General features: G+C 60.6%; 15 protein-coding genes. 5 read left to right on the forward strand and 10 right to left on the reverse strand.

Annotated elements, in window-relative coordinates:
* The first annotated feature begins 70 nt into the window (after positions 1–70).
* The 4 genes from ACIOJF_RS08950 to ACIOJF_RS08965 all read left to right on the forward strand — a co-directional run bounded on the left by ACIOJF_RS08950 (position 71) and on the right by ACIOJF_RS08965 (position 4,540).
* The gene (locus ACIOJF_RS08950; RefSeq protein ID WP_402741528.1) at positions 71–1,432 is read left to right on the forward strand and encodes a flavin monoamine oxidase family protein; all 1,362 of its coding nucleotides are present in this window, start codon (positions 71–73) and stop codon (positions 1,430–1,432) included.
* A 93-nt stretch (positions 1,433–1,525) separates the two neighbouring features.
* Complete coding sequence (locus ACIOJF_RS08955) at positions 1,526–2,323, forward strand: IclR family transcriptional regulator (protein WP_402741529.1); 798 nt, start codon at positions 1,526–1,528, stop codon at positions 2,321–2,323.
* Positions 2,324–2,502: 179 nt separating this feature from the next.
* The gene (locus tag ACIOJF_RS08960; protein ID WP_105659174.1) at positions 2,503–3,255 is read left to right on the forward strand and encodes an SDR family NAD(P)-dependent oxidoreductase; all 753 of its coding nucleotides are present in this window, start codon (positions 2,503–2,505) and stop codon (positions 3,253–3,255) included.
* A 211-nt stretch (positions 3,256–3,466) separates the two neighbouring features.
* Positions 3,467–4,540, forward strand: a complete 1,074-nt coding sequence (locus ACIOJF_RS08965) for an alkene reductase (RefSeq protein ID WP_402741530.1) — start codon at positions 3,467–3,469, stop codon at positions 4,538–4,540.
* 83 nt (positions 4,541–4,623) lie between these two features.
* On the opposite strand, the gene ACIOJF_RS08970 is transcribed toward ACIOJF_RS08965, so the two are convergent.
* The 6 genes from ACIOJF_RS08970 to ACIOJF_RS08995 all read right to left on the reverse strand — a co-directional run bounded on the left by ACIOJF_RS08970 (position 4,624) and on the right by ACIOJF_RS08995 (position 11,288).
* Positions 4,624–5,910, reverse strand: a complete 1,287-nt coding sequence (locus ACIOJF_RS08970; protein WP_332489288.1) for a type II toxin-antitoxin system HipA family toxin — start codon at positions 5,908–5,910, stop codon at positions 4,624–4,626.
* A complete protein-coding gene (locus ACIOJF_RS08975; RefSeq protein WP_105656052.1) occupies positions 5,907–6,560 on the reverse strand; it encodes a helix-turn-helix domain-containing protein in 654 nt (217 codons plus the stop codon). Before ACIOJF_RS08975 ends, ACIOJF_RS08970 begins: the two co-directional genes overlap by 4 nt.
* A 673-nt stretch (positions 6,561–7,233) precedes the next feature.
* Complete coding sequence (locus tag ACIOJF_RS08980) at positions 7,234–7,896, reverse strand: GntR family transcriptional regulator (protein ID WP_105656053.1); 663 nt, start codon at positions 7,894–7,896, stop codon at positions 7,234–7,236.
* Positions 7,897–8,020: 124 nt separating this feature from the next.
* A complete protein-coding gene (locus ACIOJF_RS08985) occupies positions 8,021–9,013 on the reverse strand; it encodes a transketolase C-terminal domain-containing protein (protein WP_332489287.1) in 993 nt (330 codons plus the stop codon).
* On the reverse strand, positions 9,014–9,898 hold the full coding sequence (locus ACIOJF_RS08990; RefSeq protein ID WP_402741531.1) for a transketolase: 885 nt from the start codon (positions 9,896–9,898) through the stop codon (positions 9,014–9,016). It lies immediately after the preceding gene.
* A gap of 52 nt (positions 9,899–9,950) precedes the next feature.
* Positions 9,951–11,288, reverse strand: a complete 1,338-nt coding sequence (locus tag ACIOJF_RS08995) for an MFS transporter (RefSeq protein ID WP_105656056.1) — start codon at positions 11,286–11,288, stop codon at positions 9,951–9,953.
* A gap of 245 nt (positions 11,289–11,533) precedes the next feature.
* On the opposite strand from ACIOJF_RS08995, the gene ACIOJF_RS09000 reads away from it, so the two are divergent.
* Entirely contained in the window at positions 11,534–12,307 is a 774-nt protein-coding gene (locus ACIOJF_RS09000; protein WP_105656057.1) for an SDR family NAD(P)-dependent oxidoreductase, read from the forward strand.
* A 104-nt stretch (positions 12,308–12,411) separates the two neighbouring features.
* Here ACIOJF_RS09000 and ACIOJF_RS09005 read toward each other — a convergent pair whose 3' ends face one another.
* The 4 genes from ACIOJF_RS09005 to ACIOJF_RS09020 form a co-directional block, all read right to left on the reverse strand.
* Entirely contained in the window at positions 12,412–13,251 is an 840-nt protein-coding gene (locus ACIOJF_RS09005; RefSeq protein ID WP_181148756.1) for a transporter substrate-binding domain-containing protein, read from the reverse strand.
* Positions 13,252–13,319: 68 nt separating this feature from the next.
* Positions 13,320–14,858, reverse strand: coding sequence for an ABC transporter ATP-binding protein (locus ACIOJF_RS09010; protein WP_105656058.1), 1,539 nt, complete (start codon positions 14,856–14,858; stop codon positions 13,320–13,322).
* Positions 14,851–15,702 carry an ABC transporter permease gene (locus ACIOJF_RS09015; RefSeq protein ID WP_286134034.1) on the reverse strand — a complete coding sequence of 284 codons (852 nt, stop codon included), beginning with the start codon at positions 15,700–15,702 and terminating at the stop codon, positions 14,851–14,853. Before ACIOJF_RS09015 ends, ACIOJF_RS09010 begins: the two co-directional genes overlap by 8 nt.
* Positions 15,695–16,648, reverse strand: coding sequence for an ABC transporter permease (locus ACIOJF_RS09020; protein WP_286134035.1), 954 nt, complete (start codon positions 16,646–16,648; stop codon positions 15,695–15,697). Before ACIOJF_RS09020 ends, ACIOJF_RS09015 begins: the two co-directional genes overlap by 8 nt.

Below are 16,648 nucleotides of genomic sequence, written 5' to 3' on the forward strand. Positions count from 1 at the left end.
TTCTCCAGGGTTTTGTGCGCAGTGATGAAAATAGTATGAATATCATACATCCGCATAAGTGATCTCCGGGATGCCGCACCATACAGTGGCTACCAGTACACGACTGGCACATGAAAAGGACCGGAAAACCATGGACAACACTTACGACTCAGATGTCATCATCATCGGCGCCGGCCTGGCCGGACTGACCGCCGCCCGCGAACTGGGCGCAGCCGACTACTCGGTCACCGTGCTCGAAGCGCGCGACCGCATGGGCGGCCGCCTCTACACCGAGGACCGCCTGGGCAAGCACCTGGAGCTGGGCGGAAACTGGCTGCACTGGACCCAGCCGCACGTGTGGGCCGAGGTCACCCGCTACGGACTGCGCGCGGGCCGCGGCCCGAAGTCCGAGGAGACCTTCTGGTATGCCGATGGCAAGGTGCAGCGCGGGGACCTGGCCGGCTTCATGGACCTGATCGACCACGGCATGCACGCCCTGGTAGGCGAAAGCGGAAAGCTCCTGCCGCGCCCCGACTTGGTCTCCAATGACGATCATTTCGCGCAGGCCGATCAGCTGACCTTGCAGCAGGCCCTTGACCGCCTGGATCTGAGCGATGACGAGCGGCAGGCCAATGAAGCGGCCTGGGTGGGGCATTGCAATGGGCCGCTGGACCAGGTCGGCTTCAGCGCAGCGATCCGCTGGACCGCGGCCACCTCCGGAGCATGGCGCGTCATGCATGAGGCCAGCGCCGTTTACCGGCTGGAAGATGGCAATGACCAGCTGGTCAAGGCCATTGCATCCGACGTTCCCGGAGAGATCCGCCTGAATGCGCCAGTGGCCTCGATTGCCCACGATGAGCAGGGCGCCACCGTGGTACTGGCAAGCGGCGAGAGCTTGCGCGCTCGCCGGGTCATTGTCACCGTTCCGCTGAACATCCTGCACGAGCTGGATATCCAGCCTGCGCTGTCGCCGGTCAAGCGCGAGGTGAGCCAGGCAGGTACCGCATCACAGGGGCTCAAGCTCTGGATCCGGGTGAAGGGTCCGATCAAGCCATTCTTCGCGTACTCCACCCAGGAGCACCCGCTCTCGGTGGTACGCACGGAATTCGTGGGCGAAGAGGATGCAGTACTGGTCTCCTTCGGCGCCGACGCCTCACGCTTGGACATCACCAGTATCGAGGACGTGCAGGAAGCGCTGCGTGCCTGGCGCGATGACCTGGAAGTCCTGGAAATCGCGGCCCACGACTGGAACGCGGATCCCTACGCCAAGGAAACCTGGCTCATCCACCGGCCGCAGGCCTACACCACAGGCCAAGCCGAGCTGCAGCGTGCCGAAGGGGCAGTGCACCTGGCCGGCAGCGACCTGGCCAACCTTTGGGCCGGCTTCTTCGACGGTGCCATCGAGAGCGGGTTGCGGGTATCCCGCGAGGTGCGCGCCGCACTCGAAGGGTAATCGGGCCTTGGCTCGATTTATGGGCAGAGTGTTCACCCTGCGGTCAACCGGCTAGGCTGAATAGAAGACTATTCGAAAGGCTGGTTCCCCTCCATGGGAGAAACAAGTGGAAAATCCTCTGGCGGCATGGCGGCAAACCGGTCGGTTTCACGGGCAATCGCGGTGCTGCGCGCCCTTGCCGCCAGGGGGGAACCCCTGACGGTCACGGAGATCGCCAAGCAGATCGGCTTGGCCCGGGCCACGGTCTTCCGCCTGCTGCTGACCCTGGAAGAAGAAGGGTTCGTCGACCGCCAGGACACGCACTACACCCTTGGGTGGGATCTGGCCCGCATTTCCCAGGACGTTGATCCCACCCCTGGACTGCTATCCCGAGTCAGCGACGTGGTGGTGGAGATCGCCGAGATGCTCAACGAAACGGTAACGCTGAGCGTGCGCCACGGGAAGTACGACCTGGATCTCGTGCAGCAAGCGTCTCCGCGCGCCATTGGCATGTCGATGACCGAGCTGCAGGGCCAGCGCTGGCCATTGCACGCCTCGGCTACCGGAAAGCTGCTCCTCTCCGAATTGGATAAGGAATCGATCCGCATTGCTACCGGCAGCAAGCTGGAAAAGCTGACGAGCCAAACGATCACCACATGGAAAGCCTTGGACGCCGAGCTGGATCAGATTCGCGAACGCGGCTGGGCAAGCACCATTGATGAATTGGAAGTGGGAATCATTTCCGTGGCCGTCCCGATCCGCGGCGCTGGCAACGATCTCATCGGAATGCTCGCCTACATGGCGCCGCGCCACCGCGTGGACACTGAAAAGCTGGAAGTGCAGAAGATCGAGGGCCTGCTCGAAGGCGCCAAGATGGTGCGCCGGCGCATCGTTTCGATGACCGGGGAATAGGTCCGGGCAATGCTGGCGTGCAGCAACCTGAGTCGCCTGGTTGGCTCTGCGGAGCAGTGACTGAGCTCATAGACCTTTGATTGACACGTCATCGACTTTCGAGATGGTTCGGAGTAGCGTCCAAGGTATGAGGCCAACGGAAATCCCGTGACCATCTTGAAACGGAAAGTGGGTCCATCATGGCTCAGTATGATGTAGCAGATCGTTCGGCAGTAGTCACCGGCGCCGGTTCGGGCATCGGCCAGGCTATCGCCATCCTCTTAGCCGCCAACGGAACCAAAGTGGTGGTCCAGGACCTCAATGCACAGGCCGCTGGCGCTACCGTGGAAACCATCAAGGCCGCAGGCGGAGAAGCAGTAGCTGTTGCAGGAGATGCCAGCTCTTCGGCTGTCATCGACGAAACCATCAAGGCCGCCAACGCCATGGCTCCATTGAAGATCGGCGTCAACAACGCAGGCATCGGCGGCCGCGCCGCCAAGGTGGGTGAGCTGACCGACGAGGACTGGGACAAGGTCATCTCCGTGAACCTCAACGCCGTCTTCCGCGGAACCCGCGCCCAGGCCAACGCCATGAGCGAGAACGGGGGAGGGTCCATCGTGAACATGGCCTCGATCCTCGGCTCGGTGGGCTTCGCCGGCAGCTCCGCCTACGTTTCCACGAAGCATGCCGTGGTGGGCCTGAGCAAGACGGCCGCCGTGGAGTATGCCACCTCAGGGGTACGCGTGAACAGCGTGGCCCCGGGCTTCATCGACACCCCGCTGCTGCAGCAGATGCCCAAGAAAGCCTATGACGCGCTGGTCGACAAGCACCCGATTGCCCGCTTGGGCAAGCCGGAAGAAGTGGCGGCGCTCGTGGCCTTCCTGGCCAGCGATGCCGCGTCCTTCGTGACCGGCAGCTACCACCTGGTCGACGGCGGCTACACCGCCGTATAGCCCGTCGGATCAAGCGGATGCGGTGCGGAGCTGTGCCGCATCCGCTGGTTTATTGCTCCTGGCGAGCCCGCGAATCCAAGCAATGAGCCTCAGGCGATTCCAATGCCTTGGAGCCGTTAGCCAGCTCATGTTCTTAGCCGAAACGGAATAAGTTGCTTGCGGAGGTAGTTACGCTGTGCAACTACAATTTCCAATTCAGGAGTCCCGCCCCATGGATCTGTTTTCCCCTCTCGCCCTCGGCGACCTCAAGCTCTCCAACCGCCTGGTCATGGCACCGCTCACCCGCTCCCGCTCTGGCAAGGACGGCGTGCCCAACGCAGATGTCGTCGAGTACTACCGCCAGCGCGCGTCCCTGGGCCTGATCGTCAGCGAGGGCACCTACCCGAGCTTCGCCGGCCAGGGCTTCGTCCGCCAGCCGGGCCTGGTTACCGAGGAGCAGATTGCCGGCTGGAAGAAGGTCACCGACGCGGTGCACGCCGAAGGTGGCCTCATCGTTGCCCAGGTCATGCACGCCGGACGGGTCACCCACCCGGAAACCACCGGTGCAGACTACGTCGAGGCACCAAGCGCCATCGCGGTTGAAGGCGAGTCACGCACCTATACCGGAAAGCATGCGTACCCGGTTCCGCATGCCCTGGACACCGAAGAACTCCCAAGGATCATCGAGGAATTTGTTGCCGCTTCGCGCAACGCCATCGCCGCCGGATTCGACGGCGTGGAGCTTCACGGGGCCAACGGCTACCTGCTGCACGAGTTCCTGGCGCCTTCGGCCAACACCCGCAACGACAACTACGGTGGTTCCCCGGAGAACCGGGCCAGCTTTGTCATCGAAGTCGTGACCGCAGTAGCCAACGCCATTGGCGCTGGCAAGACCGGCCTGCGCATTTCGCCGGAACACAATGTCCAGGGTGCGGTAGAAAATGATCGTGCGGATGTGCTGGCTACCTACACCGCGCTGGTCCAGGGCATCGCCCCACTGTCACTGGCCAACCTGAGCATCCTGCACCATGACCCAGCTGGCGAGCTGGTCCAGTCGCTGCGTCAGGCCTTTGGCGGACCGGTGCTGCTGAACACCGGCTTCGCGGAGATCACCACCTATGAGGAAGCCGCACGCGTGGCTGCCGAAGGCTGGGGCGAAGCGGTAGTCGTGGGACGCCCTGCGATTGCCAACCCGGACCTGGTGCGCCGGTGGAAGGAACAGCTGCCGCTGAATGAACCAGATTTTGCGACCTTCTACACTGAAGGTCCAAAGGGCTACATCGACTACCCATTCTGGGAGAACTAGCCTCTAAAACTTCTGACTTAGTTTAGATGAAGCCACCGCTTCCGTTCGTAAACGGAAGCGGTGGCTTCTCCAGATCCAGCGAGCTACACGTCATGCTCTAGAAGAGTTTGAGTTGTCGCACAGAGATGTTCGACCTTTGGATAAAGCTTGCTCGGTAGTTCGCTGTTGCCTATGGCCTCGGATTCGTTTTCGAAAACTTCTGCCATGGCGATAGGCAGAGCGTACGTCATCGCACTCACTGTCATCCGCAACCACTCTTCATCTATTTTTGCTTCACGAGCAAATCTTGACCAATGCTTTGATGAGACTCTCCCGAACTGTCGCTCGCCCCCGATGGACATGGCGGCCTTCCGCAATCCATCGTTTTTCTTCGGAAAACCGTCGTTACTAACGTGTTCGTAGGGCAAGCCAGATGCGATGTCATAAAATGGCGCAAGCTGCACACGGCCATCAGGGAGATGGAGTATCGAGTAGTTCTTGCCGTGTGCGTCGGGAGCTCCCAAAAGGTAATTTCCTATTAGGCCTTCAATGAATTTTTGAACTTCAGTTTCAGGAGCACGAGCTTCTCGAAGGGTCTTAATGATCTTGAGTGCGCTGGGTCCTCGGTTCGACTCGTACTTGTTTGTAGGTAAGGTCGAAGTGGCCTGGCAGAAGTCTTCTTGATGGACCCGATAGACGTTGTTTCCCTCAATAAGCCGATCGTACCGTTTCACCACGATTGTCGATTGCCCGTCAAACTGCGTGAAGTTGGTTTCGGCAACTTGTAATCCCATGCGTCCCAAAGTCTTCAGGCATAGGTGCTCATTGAGTGCTTGATCTCGAAAATCTTGGATGCCGGGCTTGAAAATGTGGGTTGTCGGTTCGCTGCCAGTGGCTTCATGCCATCCGTCCTGCCATCTCAAAGCGAATTTGCTTTGAGCTCCAGCTAGTGACCAGCGTTCACGACCGACAGTCCACGATCCTTTCGGAGACGAAGATAAAACCCTGATGCGTTGACCGATTTCATTGTCGTTGCAAGCCACGAGTTCACCTGCGGAACGCGTTAACTCGTCAATTTCATCCGGCCGTACGAACTGCACTGCTCCTGCACATTCAAACCCAATATGCTCAAGTAAGGCGAAGGGATTCTTTGCCGAAATGCCAAAGTCATCAGCGAACGACTGGCGGACAGCTTCGCCTTCCGGAATTAGCCCCTCGATGAACGGATCAGTAATAGAGCGCTGGTAAGGGGTCTCTCGATAGGGCATTGCCAGGGATAATCTGGCTTGTCTAGAATCTTGTGGGACGAATTGAAATTTTCTGTTACCGGAATGATCTTGTTGAAGGATTCCGACAGGCTGCCCGTATAAAAAGGTCACGAGTTCTTTCATCGCGGGCCCTGTTCGTTGTTCTCATCTTTATTGTCCGGTTCATTGCATTCGTCATTATCAAGAAGTGCTTGATCCTGCTCGCTTTCTACGTCGTTCGCGGTGCTTGAGTTGCGATCGAAAGTCGAAGCATCTGAACTAGGCAACCCTTTTCTAAGGGACTGTTGCAACGCCGATTGACCGAGATCGGAGGCGGCTAGGTTTCGGATGCCTGTTTGGTTGCGCAGTTCTTTGGCGAACTTTTGGAATGAGGATTCGCCGAGCCCCGATGCGGCTAGTTTTCGGAAGGCCGATTGACCTATGTTCGAGGGTGCCAATCTTGGGAAAGAGGACTGATCCAAACTCGAGGCTTTTCTAATTGCTTCCGACGCGGCCGGAGAGATACGAGCTATCGAATGGTAGCGGTCTTCATCTGATGACTCGATTTCGGGTTCAGCATTGAAAGAAAGATTTATTGATATCCCGAGTGCTTCAAAGGTATCTAACACCTTGCCGAGTTCAGCTCTCGTGCGTACACCCTGCTCCAGGCCTATAAGCCATTTGCGCGAAACGCCTGCGCGGTCGGCTAGGGCTTCTTGAGTGAGGCCGAGTTTCATCCGGGCATCATGCACGAATGCTCCGAGTTCCTTTTGGGTCGAAACGTCGCGATTCATGAAACCTCCTGTTGTGCACGTATATACACATTATTATAAGTGAACGTACGTGCACAATCAAGAAGGTGAATATACGTACACTTTTACGAAAGTATACGTTTGTTCACATTGATTAATGTGAATGAACGTGCGCGTAGGCTTAGGTCACTGGGCAACAGGGAGGTTTCAATAGCGAAAGCTTTTGCGTCAAATCGATCTTGATGAGCTTTTTCATTTGCGCAAAGTCCAGGTCATCTCGATCGCCGAACTTCAGCACCGGAAAAGAGTATGAGGATTTTCGGCAGTCAGAAGTGCTCTTGGTACCTCAAAATAGGGGAGCTGAACGCAGGCCAGGCGTAAAGGGAGCCGGCTATGGGTCCCTCCAAAGCGATGGTATGAATTCCCCTTACTATCACTTTCTTAGAAAATGATAGTAAGGATCCGTGTTGCTATCACTATCCGCTTGGTGGTTCGTGGTGGCGACGTAACCAGTCGAGGAGCAGCACGTGGAAAAAGGAGCGGATCAACGATCCCGTCCGGCACCATTGTCAGGGGCGACTGAACGCTTTGTTCGATGAACGTCCGGCTTTCCAGACCGTATTACCGTAACCGGTACAAGTCCGGTTGGGCCCCGCCGCATCGAGGCATAGCACAAACACCTCGAGGAGCGAGATGGGCAGACCGCAGAAGAGTCCTATGAGCCCATCAGGGTTTCGGCGGCAATGCGCATATGCTCGGAGATTTCCGCGCTGACCGCGGCCCTGTCGCCAGCTTCGATGGTGTCCACCAGCTTGAAATGCCGTGCGACATCCATATTGCGCACCCCGCGTTCGTAGCCGCCGAACATGATGGACATGCGGATGGAGCCCTCAAGCTGCTCCCAGGCATGCAGCAAGGTGTCATTCTCGGACAGCCGGCACAGAGTGCGGTGGAACTCGAGATCCGCTTCGATCCGCTCCTCGATTTCATGGCCCTCGAGTTGCTCCATGGTGCTGACCGCGGAGCGCAGTTGCGCGAGAGCGTCTGAAAGGTCTTCGCGCTGCAGCAACGTCGTTGCCGCCAGGGTTTCCAGCGAGGCACGCACCGCGAAGATGTCCTGGATTTCCTTGTTGTCCAGGTGGCGAACTGACAACCGGCCGCGTTCGCCTGCGGAGACCAAGCCTTCCTGCTCCAGCTGGCGCAAGGCTTCGCGCAAGGTGCCGCGGCTGATCTGCATGGAGGCAGACAGCTCTGTTTCCACCAGATGGGTGCCTTGCTCCAGTTCACCGGTCGTGATGGCGCGGCGCAGGGCGATCAGAGCCTGCTCGCGCAGGCTCTTTTTCCGAAGCCCCACCAAGGAAGAATCGGCCATAGCCATAAAGCGCCCCTCAATCTTGGAGATCAACTGTTGATTGTTAACTGTTGATTTTAGCGCCTTTGGCGGGTGCGTCGAGAGCAACGCACCCGCCAAAGGCGATCGTTCTGGTGGATTACCCGGCGAGCTAGCCGAGTTCGGAGAGGACCTTGGACACAATCGCGCTGATCGACAACCCATAGCGGTCATGGAGTGTTGGCAATGCGCCCGCATCCAAGAACTCATCGGGCAGGCCGATGGGAACGACCTTAGAGGAAACACCGCCGCGGATCATGGTGGAAGCCAGAGTTTCGAACAACCCGCCGATGACCGAGTGGTTTTCCAGCGTGACTACCAGACGGTCCCCGGCCACCTCCTTCAGAACTGTTTCCGAGTCGAAGGGCTTGATGGTGGGGGAGTGGACCACGGAAACGTCCACGTTGTGCTTGGCCAGTTCCTTCGCGGCATCCAGTGCGCGCATGGTCATCAGGCCGCTGGAGACGAAGACGACGTCACGTCCACCGCGTAGTACTTTTGCCTTGCCCAATTCGAAGCTGTAGTCGTATTCATCCAGGACAGTAGGCACCTTGCCGCGCAGCAGGCGCAGGTAGGTTGGCCCTTCAGAAGCCGCTAGCTGCGGCACCGATTGCTCGATGTCCACCGAATCGCAGGGATCCACGATGGTCAGGTTCGGCATCCCGCGGAAGATGGCAATGTCCTCGGTGGCCTGGTGGCTCGGGCCATAGCCGGTGGTCAGCCCGGGCAGGCCGCCCACGATATTCACATTGAGGTTCGGCTCGGCGATATCCAGGCACAGGAAGTCATAGGCCCGCCGGGCCGCGAACACCGAATAGGTGGAAGCAAAGGGGATCATGCCGGTTTCGGCGAAGCCCGCGGCGGCCCCGAACAGCAGCTGCTCGGCCATGCCCATCTGGAAGAAGCGCTCGGGATGCTGCTGGGCGAAGATGTGCATATCCGTGTACTTGCCCAGATCGGCAGTCAGGCCCACAATGCGCGGATCCTGCTCGGCCGCCTTGGCCAGGGCATGGCCGAAAGGCGCTGGCGCGGTCTTCTGGCCGGGCTCCGCGAAGGAGGCAATCATGGCCGAGGTTTTCAGTCGTGGTTTAGCGGTGGCAGACATTTAGGAGTTGCTCCCTTCGAAGCCTTCGGTGAGTTGGTCGCGGCAGATCTGCCATTCGTTGTCTTCAATGCGCATGAAGTGGGCTTTCTCGCGGTTTTCCAGCAGCGGAACGCCGCGGCCTACCTTGGTGTCGCACAGGATGACCGAGGGGCGCGAGGCGAGGGCCGCTTGGGCCGCGATGTTGTCGAAGGCCTGCAGCAGCGCTCGCGGGTCATTGCCGTTGATCCGCTGGGCATACCAGCCGAAGGCTTCCCATTTCTCGGTGACCGGTTCGGTGCGCAGCACGCCGGCGGTCGCGCCATCGGCTTGCAGGGCATTGATGTCCACCATGGCCGTCAGATGGCCCAGCTGGTGGTGTGCGGCACCCATGGCCGCTTCCCAAGTGGAGCCTTCATCGAGTTCGCCGTCGGAGAGGAAATTGATCACCCGCTGGGTCCTGTTCTGGTGGCGCAGGCCCAGGGCCATGCCCACCGCGATGGACAGGCCGTGCCCCAGCGAGCCGCCGGAGATTTCCATGCCCGGGGTGTAGGTGGACATCCCGGACATCGGAAGCCTCGAATCGTCCGACCCGTAGGTTTCCAGCTCTTCCACCGGGATGATGCCCGCTTCGGCCAATGCGGCATAGAAGCCGATGGCGTAGTGGCCGGTGGAAAGCAGGAAGCGGTCGCGGTCTTCCCAGTCCGGTTCTGCCGGACGGAAGTCCAGCTGGTCCGCGTAGACGGCCGCGAACATGTCCGCGGCGCCCAATGCTTGACCTACATATCCTTGGCCCTGCACCTCGCCCATGTTCAGCGAGTGGTGGCGGATGCGGTAGGCGGCGTCGCGGACCCTTTCGGTGCGCTGGCCCAAATTCAGCGTCTGGTTGTCGGTGGCTGCAATTGCCATGGGAAGTCCTTTCAGGTATTCAACGGGTCGGGGTTCGGGTTGGCTCACGGGGTCAGACGCAACTTGCCTGCGGATTCTCGGCGATGGCTTGGTCAGCAAGGTGGCGTTCGCGAGGGCCCCAGGTTTCCTTGGTCACCAGAGCCGCCCACAGGCCGATTAGCGCGTAGCCGATGAAGAGCGCGGCCGGGCCCATCCAGCCGAACTGCATGAAAAGCAAAGTGGTGATGAACGGGGTGAAACCGGAAACCATGGCCGAAATCTGGTAAGCCAGTGAGGCGCCGGAGGAGCGGGTCTTGGCCTGGAAGAGCTCCGGGAACCAGGCCCCCTGGGCACCTGCCATGGAGTTCTGGCAGATGGCATAGGAGATCACGATCGTGGCAATGATCATCAGGAACGAGCCGGTGTTGACCATGAGGAACATCGGAATGCCGAAGAGCGCGGCAAAGGCGCAAGCGAAGAGGTAGACGGAGCGACGTCCAACGCGGTCGGTGAGCCGGCCCCAGCGGTAGGTCGCGTAGATGCCGATGGCCGAGGCGATGCTCAAGGCGGTCAGCGTCTGCCAGTTCGCGGCCAAGCCAGTGGTGTGCAGGTAGGAAATCATGTAGGTGATGGAGACCGCGTAGCCCGCGGTCTCGGCAATGCGAAGCCCGATGCCGCGCAGGATATTGCGCCAGTCGGTGCGAATGACATCCTTGATCGGCGACTTGACGATCTGCCCTGATTTCTTCACATCATCGAAGACCGGGGACTCCGGGACCTTCGAACGGATGACCAGTCCCACGATCACCAGCAGCAGGCTGGCCAGGAACGGAACACGCCATCCCCAGTCGCCAGGCAACTGCACGCTGACCAGGAACACCAGATTGGCCAGCAGCAGCCCTACCGGGAATCCGGACTGGACAATCCCGGTGAACCTGCCCTTTTGCTTCCATGGCGCGTGTTCGTAGGTCATCAGGATTGCCCCGCCCCATTCGGCGCCGAAGGCCAGGCCCTGGACGATGCGCACGAAGACCAGAAGCGCTGGAGCCAGCACGCCGACCTGCTCGTAGGTGGGCAGCACGCCGATGAAGAATGTGGCAAGACCCATGACGATCAGCGAAGTGACAAGCACCGGCTTGCGCCCGATCTTGTCACCGAGATGGCCGCCGATGATCCCGCCCAAGGGACGGGCAGCGAAACCTACGCCCAAGGTGGCGAAGGATGCAAGCGTTCCCGTGAGCGGGTCAGCGCCGGGGAAGAATACGTGTCCGAAATACAGGGCGGCCGCGGTGCCGAAGCCGATGAAATCGTAGGTTTCAATGGTGGCTCCAACGCTGGAGCCTATCGCGACGCGCTTGGCGTCCTTGGTGCCGTGGATCGGGCCACGCATTTCTAGAGCTTCGCTGCTCATGAGTGGCTCCCTTCGTGAGTTGTGGGATGCGGGCAATTTTCATTGTTGACAGTCAACACTAATAGAAGTGTGAGCGACGGCACAAGTTCTGTCAAGAGAAAATTTAACAGTTGACTGTCAACAGTAAACAAAACTATCGTGGTGTGCACCACAAACTTCTGGTGCGTTTGTCCAGAGCAGAGCACCGCAACCACCAAGTTCGCCTCATCGTTGTTCGGGCGGGCCGTATTGAAAGCAGGAATCCGATGAATCAAACCCAGCGCACTGCAGTACTAACCGGTGCCACCTCGCCACAGGGGATCGGCATCGAAACCGCCCGGCACCTGGCCCGGGAAGGCTGGGGCATAGCGATTCTGGATCTGGACCACTCCGCATCCGAGCGCGTAGCCACGGAGATTGCAGAGGAATTTGGCGTGCCGGCATTCGGCCACCAGATCGACGTTGCCGACGAATCCTCGGTCGCCGCGGCCCAGGCGGCGGTGGCAGCCCGCGTCGCCGCGGGGGAACTGCCTCCTACCGGTGCCGTCGTGAACATCGCGGGGATTACCTCCCCGGTGGATTTCCTGGATACGACTTTGGAGATCTGGAACAAGATCATGAACGTCAACGCCACGGGCACGTACCTGGTGACTAAGGCATTCCTGCCGGAAATGATCGAGAGCGGATGGGGACGTGTGATCAACATGTCCTCTGTCTCTGCCCAGCGGGGCGGCGGAGTCTTCGGCAAAGTCCCCTATTCCTCGGCGAAAGCGGCAATCCTCGGGTTCACCAAGGCGCTGGCCCGCGAAATCTCGGCCAGCGGCGTCACCGTCAATGCGATTGCGCCGGGCGCTGTGGATACCAACATCCGTGTTGGCAGCACCGACGAGCAGGAGGCGGCCATTGCCGCGGGCATCCCCATTGGGCGCACCGCAGCCACTGGGGAAGTCGCATCGGTCATTGGCTTCTTAGCCTCAGAAGGTGCTTCCTACCTGACCGGCACCACCATTGACATCAACGGTGGCAGCCACATGCATTAGCAGTTCCTGGCTTGTGCCAGTACAAGGAAAAGAAGAAGCCAGCGGCCACGCCCCGAGAAAGTTCGGGGCGTGGCCGCTGGCCTATTGTCATGTTCTGGCGGCGGCTATCCGAACCAGGGCTTCTCGGCAGCCGCGAGAGTCCCATCGTTCTTGGCCATGTTCAGCCACTGGTTCACGTATTCCTGGAACTCGTCATCGCCCAGCGGCAGCAGGTACGCCTTCTGGGAGAAATTGAATGGCTGATCCGGGTGCACCGCGCACAGCTCGGGGTGCTCGTTGGCCACCCAGCGGGTCTCCGAGGCGTCGGTGGTCATCACGTCGGCACGCCCGGCAATGATCTCATCGAAGATCTTGTTGTTGTCCTCGAAACGGATGATCTCGCCCTTCGGGTAGTTCGCGTCGGCGAACTTCTCGTTGGTCCCGCCAATCGGAGTGATGGAACGGACCCCGGGCTGGTTGATTTCCTTGACCGTGTCGTACTTCTGCACGTTCTCGCACAAGGTGATGGGCGTCTTGCCCTCGTCCAGGGTGGCTTCGCTGTAGTAGGCCTGCTGGGCGCGTTCCATAGAAATGGATACCCCGCCCACGGCGATATCGCATTCGGAGAGGAAGTCCGGCATCAAGTCCTTCCAGGAGGTCTGGATGAACTCGGGCTCTGCGCCCATCGACTCGGCAAGATTCTTGGCCATCGTGATGTCGATTCCCGACCATTGCCCGGTGTCCGGGTCAAGATAGGTGAACGGCCGGTAGTCCCCGGTGGTGCAGACCTTCAGCGTTCCGGCTTCAGCTACGCTGGCCAGCCGGGTGCTCTCGGAAGCTGGCTCCTGGGCGTCGCCGGAATCCGGGGCTGGAGCGGAACAGCCTGCAAGGAACAAGGCTGCGCATAGGGCCAGCAATGGCAAGCGGCGGGTGATGGACGGATTCTTCTGCGAACTGTCGGTCATAGTCCATCAATCTATAAGCGGTCCAAGTCAGGGCACAAGAGTTCCGGGTTTTCTTACGCGAGCAGAAATCAGCCGGCGGAAGGAACCGCTGCGGTGAGGTCCAGCGCGGCCACGAGATCCTTGCTGTGCTGATGTTCCGCATTGCCCAGGAACTCGTTGAGCGGACGATGCTCCACCAGCTTGCCCTCGTAGAACACTGCCACGTCGTCACTCACGTAGCGGATCACGTCCATGTCGTGGGAGATGACCACCAGGCTCAGCCCCATGTGCTCGCGCAAATCAAGCAGCAGGTCTAGGACGTGGCGCTGGGCTACCGAATCCAGTGCCGAGGTGGACTCATCGCAGATCAATACCTGGGGTTCGGTCAGCAGCGCCCGCGCGATAGCCAGGCGCTGGAGCTGGCCGCCGGAGCACTGGCCGGGCCGGCGATCCAGTAATTGCTCGGCCAATCCCACCTGGGCCATGGCTTGCGTCATGCGTTCGCCGGCCTGGATTGCCGGCAGCCGGTGCACCGCCGCGCTCATCGACGTGCGGATCGAAAGCCGGGGATCGAAGGACGAGTACGGTTCCTGGGCGATCACCTGCACCCGCGTCGCTTCGCCATTGTGGTGCGTATCGATGATCTGTCCGGTCGTCGGCTCTTCCAACCCGGCCAGCAGCCTGGCGAAGGTGCTCTTGCCCGAACCGGAGCGGCCCACCACTCCCAGGACCTGGCCGCCGTGCAGGCGCAAGCTTGTGGGCTTCAATGCTGCCGGTCCCTTCGCGCGGCGCGTGTAGTTCTTGCCCGCATCCACCGCTTCCAGCAAGCATGCGGAATCCATAACGCGTGGCGTGCGCAGGGGAGGCAAGCTGGCTTCCACCAGCTCGCGTGTCTTGGCGTGACGGTCCCTGGAAAAGATCTGCGCGGTGGGGCACTGGTCCACAATTTGCCCGTCGCTGACTACTACGACGCGGTCGGCGATGTGCTGGATGCTGGCGATGTCGTGGGTGATGAACAGGACGCCCACGCCACGTTCCTGCTGCTTGCGGCGCAACAATTGCAGCACTTCGGCCTTGAGAATCGAGTCCAAGGATGACGTTGGTTCATCAGCCAAAATGAACTCCGGGTCAGCGGCCAAGGCGATGGCCAGCATGGCGCGTTGGGCCATCCCGCCGGAAAGCTGGTCCGGGCGCTGGCCGGCAATCTGCTGGGCAGGGGACAGGCCTACTTCTTCGAGCAAGGACAGCACCTGCTGCTCGTGCTGGCGGGCTTTGCCCCAGCCGTGGGCTCCCAGGGCTTCAAGCAGATGCGCGCGGATGGTCAGCCGCGGGTTCATCACGCGCTTGGGCTGCTGGAACAGCATGCTGATGCGCCGTCCGCGCACCGAGTCCATGGCCTTCTCGCCCAGCTGGTCAAGGCGCTGGCCGTCAAGCAGGATCTGGCCCTCTGCACGCAGCTGCTGGGGCAGCAGGCCGATGATCGCCTTGGTGAGCAGCGTCTTGCCGGAACCGGAACGTCCGACAACCGCCACCAATTCGCCGGCTCGCAGGGCGCCGCGTGCTTCGGAAAGCAATCGCTGATCGCCGGAGCTGACCGAAAGATCAATGAATTCAAGTTCTCTAGTCATGGGCTTCCGCCTTGGCTTCGGTGGCCAGCACGTCCTGCCCGCCCAGCACGTGGGTGATTCGATTGCCCAGCAAGGTGACGCAGAAGCTGACCAGGAAGATGGCCGCGCCCGGCGCAATCAGGCCCCAAGGGGAGCGGATGGCATGAGGCTGGGCTTCGGCCAGCATTGAACCCCAGTCGGACTGCGGCGGTTGGACGCCGATGCCCAGATAGGACAATGAGCCGAGCAATACCAGCAGCAGCCCGAAGCGCAATGCCGCCTGGGCCAGCACCGGTCCAGCCACGAAGGGCAGGACGTGGTGGCGCAGGATGAACCAGCGCGAAGCGCCGACATGCCTGGAGGCTTCGACATGGTGGGTGGATAACGCCTGGGCCGCCATGGAACGCACCAACCGTGCGGTGGGAGTCCATGCCACGACGCCCACGGAAAGCACCATGGTGAAGAATCCGGGACCCATGACCGCGATGATCAGCAGCGCAATCACGATTTCGGGCAGCGCGAGCAGCAAGTCGTTCACGCGCAGGAAGAGCTCATCCAGCCACCCGCCGCGCACCGCGCTGAGCAGGCCCAGTGCGGTGCCAACCAGCAGTGCGAACAGCGTGGTGATCAGTGCTACCGATAGCGAGAACCGGCCACCGTGCAGCACCCTGCTCAAGGTGTCGCGGCCCAGGGCATCGGTGCCCAGCAGGTGGGACAGGCTGGGACCTTGCAACCGGTCCGCCAGGTTCTGGGCGTCGGGGTTGTAGGGGGAAATCCACGGAGCGGCGATGGTCAGGACGACCACCGCCAGCAAGATGAACGCGGGAGGGAAAAGCAGGATTTCCCTGGAATGATTCCTAGCCATGTCGTACACCAATCCTCACATTGGGATCACTGATCTTGTGCACCAAGTCAACGATTCCGGTCACCACCACGGCACAGGTCACTACCACCACCACGCCGCCCTGGGCTACCGGGATATCGGCATCAACAATGGAGTCGAAGATCAGCCGGCCCATTCCGGGAATGGCAAAGATGACTTCCACGATGACCGACCCGCCCAGCAACCCGGCAAACCAGACACCCACCATGGTCCACAACGGCAGCAATCCATGGGGAACCACATGGCGAACCAAAGCTTGGGTGCTGCTCAGCCCGCGGGCACGGGCCGCCAGCACATGCTCGGAGTCCAAAGCTTGGCACACCCCCGAACGCACCGCTACGGTGAAGAAGCTGATGGGGCGCAAGGCCAGAATGAAGACCGGGAGCACCAACGAGGCAGGGGAATCGAAACCGGCAGAGGGAAGCAATGACCAACGCACCGCGAAGAGCAGGACTAACAGGGGAGCCAGCGCGTATTCGGGGATCGCGATCAGTGCATGGGTCGCAGAGGTGATCAGCCTATCGGGCCACCTCCCGGCACGGGTGGCCGAAAGCACTCCCAGGACAATGGACACGGCGATGGCCACCACCAGGGCGCTGCCGGCCAAGGACAGGGTGACGCCAATAGCCGGCAGCACCTGGTCGGCTACCGGGGTGCCGCTGATATGCGAGATGCCCATGTCTCCAGTGGCGAAGCGGCCCAGCCACCGTCCGAACTGCACCAGCATCGGGTCGTGCAGGCCGAATTGCTGTGCGTAGGCCTGCACCGTTGCCTCGTCGGCGGCCCCGATGTCCATGCGGGCGCGCAGCAAGGACCGCACGGGGTCCCCGGGGGAAACGAAGGGGACCAGGAATACCGCGAAGGATGAGAGCAGAACTGCTGCGCCGAGTCCAATGGCCCGGCGCAGCATGATGGCTAGAGGAGACAC

It is taken from the genome of Glutamicibacter sp. NPDC087831 (genome assembly GCF_044742845.1).
Classification (GTDB): domain Bacteria; phylum Actinomycetota; class Actinomycetes; order Actinomycetales; family Micrococcaceae; genus Glutamicibacter.

Bases quoted from the DNA above. Each gene is read 5' to 3' on its own strand.
- ACIOJF_RS09010 (WP_105656058.1), bottom strand. From the start codon at position 14,858: ATGACTAGAGAACTTGAATTCATTGATCTTTCGGTCAGCTCCGGCGAT.
- ACIOJF_RS09000 (WP_105656057.1), top strand. From the start codon at position 11,534: ATGAATCAAACCCAGCGCACTGCAGTACTAACCGGTGCCACCTCGCCA.
- ACIOJF_RS08980 (WP_105656053.1), bottom strand. From the start codon at position 7,896: ATGGCTATGGCCGATTCTTCCTTGGTGGGGCTTCGGAAAAAGAGCCTG.
- ACIOJF_RS08985 (WP_332489287.1), bottom strand. From the start codon at position 9,013: ATGTCTGCCACCGCTAAACCACGACTGAAAACCTCGGCCATGATTGCC.
- ACIOJF_RS08995 (WP_105656056.1), bottom strand. From the start codon at position 11,288: ATGAGCAGCGAAGCTCTAGAAATGCGTGGCCCGATCCACGGCACCAAG.
- ACIOJF_RS09015 (WP_286134034.1), bottom strand. From the start codon at position 15,702: ATGGCTAGGAATCATTCCAGGGAAATCCTGCTTTTCCCTCCCGCGTTC.
- ACIOJF_RS09005 (WP_181148756.1), bottom strand. From the start codon at position 13,251: ATGACCGACAGTTCGCAGAAGAATCCGTCCATCACCCGCCGCTTGCCA.
- ACIOJF_RS08950 (WP_402741528.1), top strand. From the start codon at position 71: ATGCCGCACCATACAGTGGCTACCAGTACACGACTGGCACATGAAAAG.
- ACIOJF_RS08970 (WP_332489288.1), bottom strand. From the start codon at position 5,910: ATGAAAGAACTCGTGACCTTTTTATACGGGCAGCCTGTCGGAATCCTT.
- ACIOJF_RS08955 (WP_402741529.1), top strand. From the start codon at position 1,526: ATGGGAGAAACAAGTGGAAAATCCTCTGGCGGCATGGCGGCAAACCGG.
- ACIOJF_RS08975 (WP_105656052.1), bottom strand. From the start codon at position 6,560: ATGAATCGCGACGTTTCGACCCAAAAGGAACTCGGAGCATTCGTGCAT.
- ACIOJF_RS08960 (WP_105659174.1), top strand. From the start codon at position 2,503: ATGGCTCAGTATGATGTAGCAGATCGTTCGGCAGTAGTCACCGGCGCC.
- ACIOJF_RS08990 (WP_402741531.1), bottom strand. From the start codon at position 9,898: ATGGCAATTGCAGCCACCGACAACCAGACGCTGAATTTGGGCCAGCGC.
- ACIOJF_RS08965 (WP_402741530.1), top strand. From the start codon at position 3,467: ATGGATCTGTTTTCCCCTCTCGCCCTCGGCGACCTCAAGCTCTCCAAC.